This window comes from Pseudomonas wayambapalatensis (assembly GCF_049942315.1).
In the GTDB taxonomy this organism is placed as follows: domain Bacteria; phylum Pseudomonadota; class Gammaproteobacteria; order Pseudomonadales; family Pseudomonadaceae; genus Aquipseudomonas; species Aquipseudomonas wayambapalatensis.
The window spans coordinates 1-12323 of record NZ_JBNFMU010000182.1 but is presented as its reverse complement, the minus strand read 5'-3'; the positions used below and the strand labels follow the sequence as shown (position 1 = coordinate 12323).

At 66.4% G+C, this 12323-nt stretch carries 11 protein-coding genes; 1 reads left to right on the top strand and 10 read right to left on the bottom strand.

Annotated features, from left to right (window positions below; genetic code table 11):
• Nucleotides 1-8 precede the first annotated feature (8 nt).
• The 8 genes from ACPZMI_RS13480 to ACPZMI_RS13445 all read right to left on the bottom strand — a co-directional run bounded on the left by ACPZMI_RS13480 (nucleotide 9) and on the right by ACPZMI_RS13445 (nucleotide 7327).
• Complete coding sequence (locus ACPZMI_RS13480; protein ID WP_063542660.1) at nucleotides 9-353, bottom strand: cupin domain-containing protein; 345 nt, start codon at nucleotides 351-353, stop codon at nucleotides 9-11.
• Nucleotides 354-458: 105 nt separating this feature from the next.
• Complete coding sequence (locus tag ACPZMI_RS13475) at nucleotides 459-1391, bottom strand: phosphatidate cytidylyltransferase (protein ID WP_054892666.1); 933 nt, start codon at nucleotides 1389-1391, stop codon at nucleotides 459-461.
• 1 nt (nucleotide 1392) lies between these two features.
• Nucleotides 1393-2016 carry a lysophospholipid acyltransferase family protein gene (locus ACPZMI_RS13470; protein ID WP_186669324.1) on the bottom strand — a complete coding sequence of 208 codons (624 nt, stop codon included), beginning with the start codon at nucleotides 2014-2016 and terminating at the stop codon, nucleotides 1393-1395.
• Nucleotides 2017-2025: 9 nt separating this feature from the next.
• Nucleotides 2026-2457 (bottom strand): hypothetical protein, encoded by a 432-nt coding sequence (locus tag ACPZMI_RS13465; RefSeq protein WP_186669325.1) that lies wholly within the window; start codon nucleotides 2455-2457, stop codon nucleotides 2026-2028.
• Nucleotides 2454-3812 carry a phosphatase PAP2/dual specificity phosphatase family protein gene (locus ACPZMI_RS13460; protein WP_426352408.1) on the bottom strand — a complete coding sequence of 453 codons (1359 nt, stop codon included), beginning with the start codon at nucleotides 3810-3812 and terminating at the stop codon, nucleotides 2454-2456. Before ACPZMI_RS13460 ends, ACPZMI_RS13465 begins: the two co-directional genes overlap by 4 nt.
• On the bottom strand, nucleotides 3812-5560 hold the full coding sequence (locus ACPZMI_RS13455) for a bifunctional alpha/beta hydrolase/class I SAM-dependent methyltransferase (RefSeq protein ID WP_426352407.1): 1749 nt from the start codon (nucleotides 5558-5560) through the stop codon (nucleotides 3812-3814). The genes ACPZMI_RS13460 and ACPZMI_RS13455 overlap by 1 nt, the downstream gene beginning before the upstream one ends.
• Before the next feature lie 30 nt (nucleotides 5561-5590).
• Nucleotides 5591-6196, bottom strand: coding sequence for a CDP-alcohol phosphatidyltransferase family protein (locus ACPZMI_RS13450; RefSeq protein WP_426352406.1), 606 nt, complete (start codon nucleotides 6194-6196; stop codon nucleotides 5591-5593).
• A gap of 168 nt (nucleotides 6197-6364) precedes the next feature.
• Nucleotides 6365-7327, bottom strand: coding sequence for an XdhC family protein (locus ACPZMI_RS13445; protein ID WP_426352405.1), 963 nt, complete (start codon nucleotides 7325-7327; stop codon nucleotides 6365-6367).
• An 85-nt stretch (nucleotides 7328-7412) separates the two neighbouring features.
• Between ACPZMI_RS13445 and ACPZMI_RS13440 the strand changes: the two genes are divergently transcribed.
• Complete coding sequence (locus ACPZMI_RS13440; protein ID WP_426352404.1) at nucleotides 7413-8051, top strand: TetR/AcrR family transcriptional regulator; 639 nt, start codon at nucleotides 7413-7415, stop codon at nucleotides 8049-8051.
• Nucleotides 8052-8053: 2 nt separating this feature from the next.
• Here the strand turns inward: ACPZMI_RS13440 and ACPZMI_RS13435 are convergent, their stop codons facing one another.
• Nucleotides 8054-11611, bottom strand: coding sequence for a molybdopterin cofactor-binding domain-containing protein (locus ACPZMI_RS13435; protein WP_426352403.1), 3558 nt, complete (start codon nucleotides 11609-11611; stop codon nucleotides 8054-8056).
• 15 nt (nucleotides 11612-11626) lie between these two features.
• On the bottom strand, nucleotides 11627-12094 hold the full coding sequence (locus ACPZMI_RS13430; RefSeq protein WP_186669335.1) for a (2Fe-2S)-binding protein: 468 nt from the start codon (nucleotides 12092-12094) through the stop codon (nucleotides 11627-11629).
• Between the last annotated feature and the right edge of the window lie 229 nt (nucleotides 12095-12323).

The following is a 12323-nucleotide window of genomic DNA, read 5'->3' as shown; positions in this document are numbered from 1 at the left end:
AGCCGGACTCAGGCGAAGACGAAGTACTTGCGTACGGTCTCGACCACTTCCCAGGTGCCTTTCATGCCGGGCTCGATGACGAACACATCGCCGCCCTTGAGGTGCTTGGGCTCTTCGCCTTCGGGGGTGATGATGCAGTAGCCCTCGAGGAAGTGGCAGAACTCCCACTTCTCGTAGTTGACCTCGAACTTGCCAGGGGTGCAGATCCAGGTGCCCATGATCTTGCTGCCATCGGCCGACAGGTAGGCATTGAGGTTGACGGTGTGCGGGTCGCCGCCGATGCGTTTCCACTTGGTCGCATCGACCACCGGGGTCGGGCAGGTTTCGCGCAGGACGGTGATGAAGTCGGACATGGCAAGGCTCCTGATGACGGGCTGAGTGACCCGTCACCTTAGGGCGTTGGCCCGACATGCAGTTGCCTGGATTCGACGCCTATCTGCCTGGTCGCGCTATGGCGGTCACGCCCACCAATAGCGCACGAAGTGGAAGAACACCGGCGCGGCGAAGCACACCGAATCCATGCGGTCGAGCATGCCGCCATGTCCTTCGATCATGTGCCCCCAGTCCTTCACCCCGCGATCGCGCTTGATGGCCGACATCACCAGCCCGCCAAAGAACCCCATGGCGTTGACCGTCAATGCCATCAGCGCCGCCTGCCAGAAGTTGAACGGGGTGATCCAGCACAGCAGGGCGCCGACCAGCGTGGCCAACGCCACCCCGCCGGCCAGGCCCTCGACGGTTTTGGACGGCGACAGGTTGGGCGCCACCTTGCGCTTGCCGAACAGCTTGCCGCACACGTACTGCAGCACGTCGCTGATCTGCACCACCAGGATCAACCAGGCGATCAGCAGCAGGTTGCGGCCCTCGTAGCCGGGGATGTCCAAGGTCATCAGCGCGGGCACCGACGACACGCAGTACACCGCGATCATCAGGCCCCACTGCACCTTCGAGGCGCGTTCCAGGAAGCGTGTGGTATCGCCGCCGAAGCTGGCCAGGATCGGCAGCAGCAAAAACAGGTACACCGGAATGAAGATGCTGAACATGCCGTACCAGTCCATGGCGATCAGCAGGTACTGCACCGGCAACGCTACGTAGAACGCCGCCACCAGCGCCGGGTAGTCGCTGCGCCGGGTCGGGGTGAGGGTCATGAACTCGCGCAGGGCATAGAACGACACGCAATAGAACAGCACTATCACGCCGTACTTGCCGAACACGAAGGCAAGGCCAATCACCAGCACCATCACCCACCAGGCGTTGATGCGTGCGTTGAGGTTGTCGATCACCGCGTGCGGCGCGGAACCTGCGCGCCACTTGAGCAGGCGGCCGATGACACTGGCCAGGAGCAGCAGGGCGCCGATGCCGGCGAACAAGGACAGGGTGTTGTGATCCATCTCAGGCTTCCTTCGGGGCCAGGTTCAGCAGGGCCTGACGGGCCCGCTCGAGAAACGCCTGCTTGCTTTCGTCAGGCAGCACCTGCAATGGCTCGCCGAAACTCAGCGTGCACAGCAGCGGCAACGGCAGGGCGCGGCCCTTGGGCATCACCCGGTTGAGGTTGGCGATCCACACCGGCACCACTTCGATGTCAGGCTGGGCGGATGCGAGGTGGAACAGGCCGCTCTTGAAAGGCAGCAGTGGATCGTCGCCAAGATTGCGTGTGCCTTCGGGGAAGAAGATCAGCGAGTCACCCTGGGCCAGCGCATCGAGTACCGGTTGCAGCGGATTGTCCTGGCCTTCGCTGCGCTGACGGTCGATCAGGATGCCATTGAAGACATTGTGGATGACGAAGTTGCGCAGGCCTGGCGTGTTCCAGTAGTCGGCGCCGGCCACGGGCCGCGTGCGGCGCCGCAAGGGTTCGGGCAGCGAGGCCCAGAGCAGGACGAAATCGCCGTGGCTGCTGTGGTTGGCGAAGTACAGGCGCTGCACCGGTTGTGGCGTGCAGCCGAGCCAGAGGGCCCGAGCGCCGGTGATCAGGCGCGCGGCGGAGGTGATGGCGAAGGCGGTCAAGGCGGCGAGCATGGTGCAGGGTCATCCGGTGAAGGGCAGTGTCAGCAGGGTAGCCAAGGTCAGCAGTAGCTGCAGGCCCAGGCACAGGCTCTGGCGGCGCAGCAGGGCGAGGGCGGCCTGGCTGCGGGTTGGCCAGTCGCGTGGATCGTCGGCCTTGGCCTTGAGGTTGAGGTCGAACAGGGCGCGGTCCAGGGCGCGAGTATCGTCGGCACGTTGCGGGCTGGCGGCCAGGCGTGCGAAGAGCTCGGCGTCCAGGGCCACGCGAATGGCCCAGTACTTGTGGGCAACGCCGAGGATCAGCAGCAGGATGCACAGCACGCTGGCCAGCGGGTGCAGGTGCAGGCCGAGCAGCGGTGCCAGGCCGTAGGCGATGGCCAGCAGGGTCAGTGCATCGGACAGGCGTTCCAGTTGTCGACCACGGGCTAGCAGGGTGGCGACCAGGTACAGGTTCATGGCTGGACTCCGAGTTGCAGTAGGGCCTGGCGGTGGCCCGTATGCAGCACCACGCCCGGGCGGGCCTGGCGGATGAGGGCTTCGGCGGCGTCGATGTCGGCGCAGCGGCCGGTGTGGATCAGCCAGGCGGCTACGGCGCTGGCGCTGCGTGAATAGCCCAGGGCGCAGCAGACCAGAAGCGGGCCTTGAGGGCGCAGGCGTTCGATGGCTTTGGCGGCCTGCAGCAGCAGGGCGGGGCTCGGGGGGATGAGGTCTAGGGTGGGCAGGCTGAGGTAGGTTGCCTGTTCTGGCCCATTCGCGGGCAAGCCCGCTCCTACAGGGGTATTAGGCGCTGTGGCTGGCCATGGGCAGGGTAGCTCCGCACACAAATCCACCACCGCAGCAAAATCACCTGCCTCTCCCAATCCGGGAATCCGCCCCAGATACACCCCGTCGCATATTTCATCTGCCTGCGGATGTCGCCAGGTCCAGGCCCGTGAGTTGACCCAGGCGCCAACCAGATAGGGCGCCAGCAGCCAGGTCGCGGCATTCGACAGTCGTCCATCCGCTCCCTTCTGGAATCCGCCAGCACCGAACAGCACATAGTTCAGCGCCACCACCAGCAACGCCAGTGCCGGCCATAACAAGCACAGCCATACACCACCGAGCTTGAAGGCCAGCCCTGCACACAACAGGGCGCCGATGCCATAGCGCAAGCCAAGCCGCCAGCGTTTCGGCTCACGCGTCAGGCGCGCCTCGCGCAGCGGCAATGCGCCCTGGTGCGGCCATAGCCACAGGCACAACAACCCCACCAGCGCGCCGCTGGGCAGGTCGATGAAGTGGTGCTGCCAGGTGGTCAGCACCGACAGCCCGATCAACGCCATCCAGCCGTGCACAGCCCAGCGCCAGAGCGGCTTGTGGGTATGCCGGGCGAACATCGTCCAGATGATCACCAGCAGCGCGATATGCAGCGACGGGGCCTGGTTGTACGGCTTGTCGAAGCCCATCAGCACATCGAACAGCCAGCCGAACACACCTGCCAGTTCCGGTCGCTCGAAGGTGAAGCGCAGCGGCCAGAGCAGGAAGCAGGTCACGCTGACCACCTGTGCGGTCAGCAGCGCCAGGGCATGGCGGTCCATCTCGCGGCGAGTGAGCGGCAGCAGGAATGACAAACCGTACAGCAGGTCGATCGACCAGTACGGGATGATCGTCCACGGCCACAGCGGCATATGCTGCTCCCAGCCGAATACCAGGCTGCCGACATCGTCGCGCCCGGCGGTGTAGCTGTTGGCCAGGCCGTAGCTGAGGAAGAAGAACGGCCCGAGCAGCAACAGCCACAGCACGCCGCGCCGGATCAGCCCGGCTTCGCGTGTCATCAGCGAACCCGCTGGGCCAGGCTGACGCTGAAGATTCCCCATCCGTCGATGCGCTGGGCGATCTTGCGAAAACCGGCCGCTTCCACCAGTTGGTCCATCTCGGCCTGGCTGCGCCGACGCATCACCCAGGCGTCGCCGCCGCGGTGGCTGGTCAGGGCGCGGGCGATCATCTCCAGCTGTGGGTGCCAGGGCTGGCCGGTGTAGACCAGGTAGCCGCCGTCTTCCACGGCATCGGCCAGCCCGGCCAGGGAGTCGCCCACCAGTTGGTTGCTGGCGAACAGTTCATAGAGCCCGGACACCACCGCCAGGGTGGGGCGCGGGTCGAGGCTGGCCAGGCTCTGGCGGTCGAAGGCATCGCCCTGGACGAAACGGGCGATCTCGCCCAGGCCCTTTTCGTTGATCAACGCGCTGCCCTGTTGCACGTTCAGCTCGCTGTAGTCGCGCAGCAGGATCGAGTCCGGCAATTGCTCCTGCAGCGCTTCGAGGATGTAGCGGCCGTGGCCGGCGGCGATATCGACGATGTGCACAGGTCGTGCCTGTTCGCGCAGGCGAGCGATGGCCAGGCGCAGCAGTTCCTCGACATGCACCTTGCGTTGGCGGATGCCACGCCAGCCAATGGCGTCGAGGTAGTTGCGATCGATCAGCTCGCCCAGTTTGCCCTTGCCGGTCGCCTGGTTGCGGTACACGTAGTCCAGGGTGCTGCCGGAGTCGAAGCCGGTGTCGAAACCCAGCTTCACCCCTTCGGACAGCCCCTTGCCCAGGCGCAGGCTGGCGCGGTAGCTGCGCCAGTAGAGGTCGCGCGGCGAGTTGCGTGGCAGCGGTGCGGCCAGGCACTCGGCCTCGGCGCAGCTGGCGCCGACCTTGTCTGCATCGAGCAGCGACGGTGCAGGCAGCGGTGCGTCGAAACAGTGGGCGATGAAGCGCTCGATCCGCGCCAGGGCGTGGGTGCGGTCGCGTTCGCCGAGGGTGTCGTGGAAGAAACCGGGCAGGATGTGCATCTCCTTGCGCGGGCTGCCCAGGCGCTCGAAGAAGCGCTCCTGCGGGCCGCGTTCCACTACGAAGTCTGCGCCGGACACCAGCAACTGAGTCGGCACCTGGATGGCCTGGGCATCGGCCACCACACGGTCGGCAGCCTCGTACAGGCCCAGCAGCACGGTCACCGAGATCGGTCGGCTGATCAGCGGGTCTGCGGTGTACGACATCACCCGTTCCGGGTCATGGGTGAGCAGGCGCGGCTTGACATAGCTGTTGACGAAGAAGTTGCCGCGCAGGGCCTTGAGCAGTTTCAGGCCGGGGCGGGCGAAGGGCACGTAGAGCTTGACCTTGAACGCCGGCGAGGCCAGCACCAGGCAGCGCACCTTGGGCGCGTAGTCGTGGGCCCAGGTGGCGATCAGCACTGCGCCGACGCTCTGCGCCAGCACTGCCATATCGGGCTCGGCGATGCCGTGCCGGGCCTGGATATGTTCGATGAAGGTCTGCACGTCGCGCACGCTGGTGGCGAAGCTCGGGCTATCGCCCCGGGCCCCTGGCGAGAGGCCATGGCCACGGGCGTCCCAGGCGAAGATGTCGTAACCGGGCAGGTCCAGTTCGTCGGCCAGGTGCGCCATGCGCCCGCCGTGCTCGTGCCCGCGATGGAACATCACCAGCGCCCGGCGTGGCTGGTGCTCGTTGCGGGTGGCCGGCCAGTGCCGGTAGTGCAGCTCGACGCCGTCGTGGGTCGAGAAGTGCAGCGATTGCGCTTGGCGCATGGTGAAAGTCCTTGTCCTGCGGCGGTGGGGTCAGCGGGTTTCGGCCAGCCCGTGGCGTACCCGGTTGTAGAGGGTATAGAGCGAGAGCAGCAGGATGACCAGCAGCAGGCCGTTGATCCACGTCGAATTCAGCACGCCGAAGCCCACGCCGGTCCCCAGTACGCCGAATGCAAAGGCCCGGTCGCTCTTGCCCATCGGCCCGTCGTAACGCCGCGAAGCACCGGCCAGCGGGCCCATCACCCCGGCGTATTCACTGATGACGGCAAGCAACACCACCAGCACCACCAGTGTCGGCGACACCCCGACCAGCAACGCGAAGGGCAGGTACAGCGCCGCGTCGGCGATCACGTCGCACAGCTCGTTGAGGTAGGCGCCGAGGGTCGATTGCTGGCCGAACTCGCGGGCCAGCATGCCATCGACGGCATTGAGCGCCATGCGCAGCAGCATCCACACCGGGATGAGGATGAACAGCCAGGTGACGTGGGGCAGCCAGGTGAGCAGCAGCCCCAGCAGCACCGACACCAACGCTGCGGCGACGGTGACCTGGTTGGCAGTGACGCCGCGAGCGTAGAGACGCTGAACCGATGGGCGCAGCAGAGCCTGGAAGCGGGGTTTGAGCTGATAGATGGATGGCACGGTGAGTTCCCTGTCGTGGTGCGGCGTGGAGGGGATTGTGGGGAAAGAGATTGCGGGGCGGCAAGGGGGGGGCGTGTGGTAGTTCACATCTGTGTCGACTGGGCGACTCAGGGTCTACTGCGCCGCCCGACTGTCCCGCGAACATCGGCACTGCGGGTGCCGGGTAGACTACAACGCATCCCGCGCCTTGCCGCGATACACCCGCAGCACATCCGCCATTACCGCCAGGGCGATTTCCGCTGGCGACTTGCTGCCCAGGTCCAGGCCGATCGGCATGTGCAGGCGTTCGATCTGCTGTGCTGACAAGCCGCCGATGCGCTGCAGGCGTTCGGCGCGGCGGGCGGAGGTGGTCACCGAGCCCATGGCGCCGATGTAGAACGCCGGGGTATGCACGGCCTCCATCAGCGCCAGGTCATCGATCTTCGGATCGTGGGTCAGCGCCACCACCGCGGTGGCGGCATGGCAGCCACCTTCGGCAATGAACTCCGAGGGCAGCACGCGGTGCAGTTGAGCACCCTCCAGATGCACATGGGCCATCTCCTCGCGCGGATCGCAGGCGATCACTTCGCAGCCCAGCGTACGGGCGATATCGGCGCAGGCTTCAGCCACCGGTGACAACCCCGCCAGCAGCAGGCGCAGGGCCGGGCCGATGGCGATATGTACGGCATCCTCGCTCATGCGCACGGTAACGCTGCTATCGCTTTCCAGGCCAAAGGTGCCATCCATCAGCCCCACCCTGCGCGTCACCCGGCGCTGGCCAAGCAATGCGCCGCGCAACGCCTGCAAGTGCTCCAGCCAGGCCGCACTGGCCTCGCGCCGCTCGACCAGCACCACCAACACCCCCCCGCACGGCAGGCGCAAGCGCCGACTTTGCGCCTGTCCATCGCCATAGCGCACCACCTGCGCAGCACAGTGGAATGCACCCTGTGCGAGGCTGTCGAGAAACTCCTCCTCCACACAGCCTCCCGACAATGATCCGACATACTCCAGCCCGCCACGGCAGACCAGCATCGCTCCCGGTGCACGGGGTGCCGAGCCGTAGGTGGAGAGCACCGTGCACAGCCATACCGTGTCGCCGGCACAAGCCCATGCCAGCGCCTTGTCGATCACTTGCCGGTCGAGATGCTGCATGTTCGGTTACCCCGTTCCAATCGTTGGCGCCACACCCCATGTCTGTGGCAGTGTTGGCTATCTGGCCAGCCCCACAGGGACCGACATGCAGACTCGCAAAACCGGTGTTCGCGCCCAGCAGGCCGACCGCACCAAGGACAACATCCTCAAGGCCGCGGTGAAGGTCTTCAGCAAGGAGGGCTTCACCGGCGGGCGCGTCGAGCAGATCTCCACGCTGGCCAAGTCCAACGACCGGATGATCTATTACTACTTCGGCAACAAGGAAAAGCTGTTCATCAGCGTGCTGGAGCATATCTACGCCAGCTTCAACCAGGCCGAAGCCAAGCTGCGCCTGGACCTGTCCGACCCCGAGCTCGCGCTGCGCCAACTGGTGGCGTTCATCTGGGACTACTACGTGCGCCATCCCGAGTTCGTCACCATCCTGGCCACCGAAAACCTTCACCAGGGCCAGCACGCGCGCAAGTCGCAGAACCTGCAGGCGCTGTCCGGCGAGGCGGTCGGCGTGCTGCGGCCGATCATCGAGGCTGGGCAGGCCAAGGGCCTGTTCCGCGACGATATCGACATCACCCACGCCTACCTGATGATTGCCTCGCTCTGCTATTTCTATAACTCCAACCGCCATACGCTCAGCTCGTTCCTCGCCGTGGACCTTGCCGACAAGCAGGCCAAGGCCGAGTGGCTGGACTTCATCAGCGACCTCGCCCTGCGCGGTCTGCGCCGCTAGCCTCAGTGGCTGCCGGGGTTGGCACGCACTTGCGCGCTCTTCGCCGTCAGCCCTTGCCAGGCCGGTTTGTCTGCGGCGAAACGCTGGCGCAGGTAGGCGGCCAGATCCGCCACCTGGCGGTCCGAGAGGCTATCCCTGAAGCCGGGCATATAGCCCAGGTCGCGGGTCGCAGGCGTCGGAATACCGTGCAGGATCACGCGCAGCAGGTTGTCCGGCACATCGCTGTGCACGTTGCTGTTGACCGCCATCGACGGGCTGACACCGAACAGCTTCGGGCCCAGGCCATCGCTGTGGCAGGCCATGCACGCACCCTTGAACACCCGCTCGCCGTTGCTGATGGACAGTTGCGTATCGACCTGGGGCGCAGCCGGGGTCGCGACTGGCTGCGGCGCGCCGTCCAGTGAAGTCAGGTAGTGGGCAATGGCCCGCACGTCGTTCTCCGGCAAGGTTGCCAGCTCGCTGACCACCGGCCCCATGGGCCCGGCGGCGACACCGTGCTTGTCGGAGAAGCCGGTGCGCAGATAAGTGAACAGCTCGCTCTCGCTCCAGGGCGTGGACGACTTGCCCAGGGCGTTGAGCGCTGGCGCTTCCCAGCCATCGACCATGCCCCCGGCCAGGTAGCTTTTGCCGGCTTTTTCCGCGCCCATCAGGTTGCGCGGCGAGTGACAGGCGGTGCAGTGCCCGAGGCCATCGACCAGGTAGGCGCCGCGGTTCCACTGCGCACTGCGCTGTGGGTCGGGCTGGTACTCGCCGCGCTTGAGGAACAGTGCGTTCCAGCCGGCCATCAGCGGGCGCTGGTTGAACGGGAAACGCATGTCGTTGGCGGGCGCCTCCTGGCGCACTGGTGTCTGCGACATCAGGTAGGCGTACAGCGCCTGCATGTCACCGTCGGTGATGTTGCGAAACGAGGTGTAGGGAAAGGCCGGGTACAGATGTCGGCCGTCGCGGCTGATGCCCTCGCGCATGGCGCGCTCGAAGGCGGCGAACGACCAACGGCCGATGCCGGTTTCCAGATCGGGCGTGATGTTGGTGCTGTACAGCGTGCCGAACGGCGTTTCCATCGCCAGGCCGCCGGCATTGACCTTGCCGCCGCTGACCGTGTGGCACACCGCGCAATCGCCGGCCGCCGCCACCTGGCGCCCACGTTCGAGCATTGCCGCTGACCAGCTGCCGGCCGCCGGAGGCGTCACCGGCGCGATTTCCGCGCGAAAGGGCAGGGCGGTCGCGAGCATGCCCAGGGCGGCACCGAACACGCCGGCGATCGAGCCGAACCACCACTTCGAGCGCTTCGACGCGGGCTGTGCTGGCGCAGACGAATCCTCGCCGTTGCCGCCAAGCGCGGCGCGCACCCGTTCGGCAGTGATCGGCAGCTCGCGAAAGCGTATGCCGGTGGCGTCGAAGATCGCGTTGGCGATGGCCGCCGCGCTCGGCACCGAGGCCGATTCGCCGCTGCCCATCGGTGGTTCGTGCTGGCGCGGCAGCATCATCACGTCGATGGCTGGCAGCTCCGGGAAGGTGAGGATCGGGTAGCCGCCCCATTCCTTGCTGGCCACCGTCGATTCCTCGAAGTGCACCTGTTCCTTGAGCACGCGGCTGGTGGACTGGATCACGTTGCCGTGGATCTGGTGGCGCACGCCCTCAGGGTTGACCATCATGCCCGCGTCATGGCCGATCACCACCCGCGTGACGGCCACCTCGCCGGTACGTCGGTCCACCGCCACATCGGCGACCCAGGCCGCCCAGGCCGCGCCGAAACCCGGGAACTTGCTGTGGATGTAGCGCGCATAGGCAAAACCGCGACCGCGCAACACATCGCCTTCGGCGGGCGTCTGCATGGGCTGGGTGTGCGCCTGCCACTGGGCGCGCTCGGCGGTGGCCTTGACCAAGTCGATGGCGCGCGGATCGGACAGGTGGCGCAGGCGGTACTCGACCGGGTCGACCCCCGCCGCGAAGGCCAGCTCGTCGATATATGACTCGTGGGCAAAGCTGTTGGGCATCGCCGACACGCCGCGCATCCACGACGCACGCACCAGCGGCGTCATGTCATTGATGGTGACGCGCATGTGTTCGTAGTCGTAGGGCGGAATCGAGGTACGGTCGCCCATTTCGAACAGCGCCGGCACCGGCTCCACCGCGCCGGTCAGCAGCAGGGCGAGGGTGGGGGCGCCGTTGGAGGGGTAGCTGGTCTGGAAGTCATAGGCGGCGACCGTGCCGTCGGCGTTCAGGCCGCCGTCGATCTCCATCAGTTGCGCGGTGCCCTTGGGCTCCCAGACATGCTCCTGCTCGCGGGTCAGCTGTACCCGCACCGGGCGTCCGACCGCGCGCGACAGCAGCACCGCATCGGCGCACACGTCGTCGGCGCAGTTGCGGCCGTAGCAGCCCGCCGCCTCCATGCGGATGATCTCGATGCGTGCTTCGGAGCATTCCAGCAACCAGGCGAGGTCGGCGCGCAGCAGGTGCGGATTCTGGGTGCCGGACCAGACGCGGATCTGGCCTTCGGTGAAGTCGGCCAGGGCGCAGGATGGGCCGATCGAGCCATGCAACTGGTAGGGCCACAGGTAGCTGCGGCTCAGACGCTGGCTGGCGTTGGCGATGCCCGCGTCGACCTCGCCCTTGTCCAGCACGGTGCGCTGCACCCTGGGGTTGTCGCGGATGGCCTGGGCGACGTCGCTGAGATCGGGCAGCTTGCCGGTGAACGGTTTCCAGCTCAGCTTGAGGTCGTGGGCGGCGCGGATCGCCTGTTCCTCACGTTCGGCCACCACGCCGACGAAGTCGCGGATCACCACGACGGCGACCACGCCAGGCACATGGGCGATGGAGCTTTCATCCACCGCCAGCAGGCTGTTGCCGACGAAGTCGCCGCTATCGTGGCCGGCATAAGGTGGGCGGATCACCCGGCCATGGAGCATCTCGGGCAGGCGCATGTCGTGCACGTAGGTCAGCTCGCCGGTGGCCTTGCCGGGGATGTCCACCCGCGCGGTACTGCGTCCGACCAGGCGGTAGTCCTCGACGGCCTTGAGCGGCGCGTCTTCGGCGATGCGCAACTGCTGGTTGTGCCCGCGCACCAGGTCGGCGAAGGGTAGGCGACGGCCGTCTTCGGCGATCACCGCGCCTTCTTCGATTCGTAACGCATCGGCTGTGCAGTCCAGCTCAAGGGCAGCCTGCTGCAGCAGGAAGCGTCGCGCGGTGGCTGCTGCCTTGCGCAGCGGCACGGCGGAGATCTGCAGTGTGGCGCTGGCGATGGTCGCACCCTGGTTCGGCGCACGCTCGGTGTCGCCGAGCACCATGTGCACCTGGTCCATGCGCAGGTCCAGTTCCTCGGCGACGATCTGTGCCAGCGAGGTGCGGATGCCGGTGCCCAGGTCGACGTGGCCATTGAAGGCATACACCAGGCCGTCGTCGCTCACGGCGATGAACAGTGCCAGTTCGCGGTCCTTGACCTGGGGTGTCACACCCTTGGCAACCGGCCCCGAGGGCGGGGTGATTTCGTCGACGATCAGCAGCACACCGTTGCTGGCCAGCAATTGCTCGCGTGAAGGCACCTGTTGCGAGTGGTTCATGGGGTTCTCCGAATCTCAGGCCTGGCGGCCGGCGGCGCGGCGCACCGCGCGCAGGATTTCGACGTGGGTGCCGCAGCGGCAGAGGTTGCCGGACAGTTCGTTGCGGATCTGTTCGTCGGTGGGATTGGGGATGCGGTCGAGCAGGGCCTTGGCGGTCATGATCATGCCGTTCATGCAGTAGCCGCACTGGGCTGCCTGCTCGTCGATGAACGCCTGTTGCACCGGGTGCGGCGCGGCTTTGTTGCCGAGGCCTTCGAGTGTGGTGACCTCGCGGTTTTCAGCGCCGGCCAGCGGGATCACGCAGGAGCGCGCGGCCACCCCGTCGATGATCACCGTACAGGCGCCGCACTCGCCCAGGCCGCAGCCGTATTTCGGGCCGTTCAGGCACAGGTCGTTGCGCAGCACCAACAACAGGGGGGTGTCGGGTTCAGCGGCGACCGTGACGGTCTGACCGTTTATCCGCAGGGCGATGTCTTCTTGCATGGCTCGCTCATCTCTGGGGCGCTACCAAAGGACTCAAACGGTGCGCTTTTTCGGTAAGTGCTCACTACATGAAATGAGTAGGCAAGAAGCAGGCCAGGCGGGTTGCAGGGAGGCGTCAGCGACGGTGGTGGGCAGGTCAGACGCAATCGCGGGGCAAGCCCGCTCCCACAGGTCCCCCACCGTTCTCGAGGGCAGTGATTAACCTGTGGGAGCGGGCTTGCCCCGCGAT

Bases quoted from the DNA above. Each gene is read 5' to 3' on its own strand.
- ACPZMI_RS13480 (WP_063542660.1), bottom strand. From the start codon at position 353: ATGTCCGACTTCATCACCGTCCTGCGCGAAACCTGCCCGACCCCGGTG.
- ACPZMI_RS13475 (WP_054892666.1), bottom strand. From the start codon at position 1,391: ATGGATCACAACACCCTGTCCTTGTTCGCCGGCATCGGCGCCCTGCTG.
- ACPZMI_RS13470 (WP_186669324.1), bottom strand. From the start codon at position 2,016: ATGCTCGCCGCCTTGACCGCCTTCGCCATCACCTCCGCCGCGCGCCTG.
- ACPZMI_RS13465 (WP_186669325.1), bottom strand. From the start codon at position 2,457: ATGAACCTGTACCTGGTCGCCACCCTGCTAGCCCGTGGTCGACAACTG.
- ACPZMI_RS13460 (WP_426352408.1), bottom strand. From the start codon at position 3,812: ATGACACGCGAAGCCGGGCTGATCCGGCGCGGCGTGCTGTGGCTGTTG.
- ACPZMI_RS13455 (WP_426352407.1), bottom strand. From the start codon at position 5,560: ATGCGCCAAGCGCAATCGCTGCACTTCTCGACCCACGACGGCGTCGAG.
- ACPZMI_RS13445 (WP_426352405.1), bottom strand. From the start codon at position 7,327: ATGCAGCATCTCGACCGGCAAGTGATCGACAAGGCGCTGGCATGGGCT.
- ACPZMI_RS13440 (WP_426352404.1), top strand. From the start codon at position 7,413: ATGCAGACTCGCAAAACCGGTGTTCGCGCCCAGCAGGCCGACCGCACC.
- ACPZMI_RS13435 (WP_426352403.1), bottom strand. From the start codon at position 11,611: ATGAACCACTCGCAACAGGTGCCTTCACGCGAGCAATTGCTGGCCAGC.
- ACPZMI_RS13430 (WP_186669335.1), bottom strand. From the start codon at position 12,094: ATGCAAGAAGACATCGCCCTGCGGATAAACGGTCAGACCGTCACGGTC.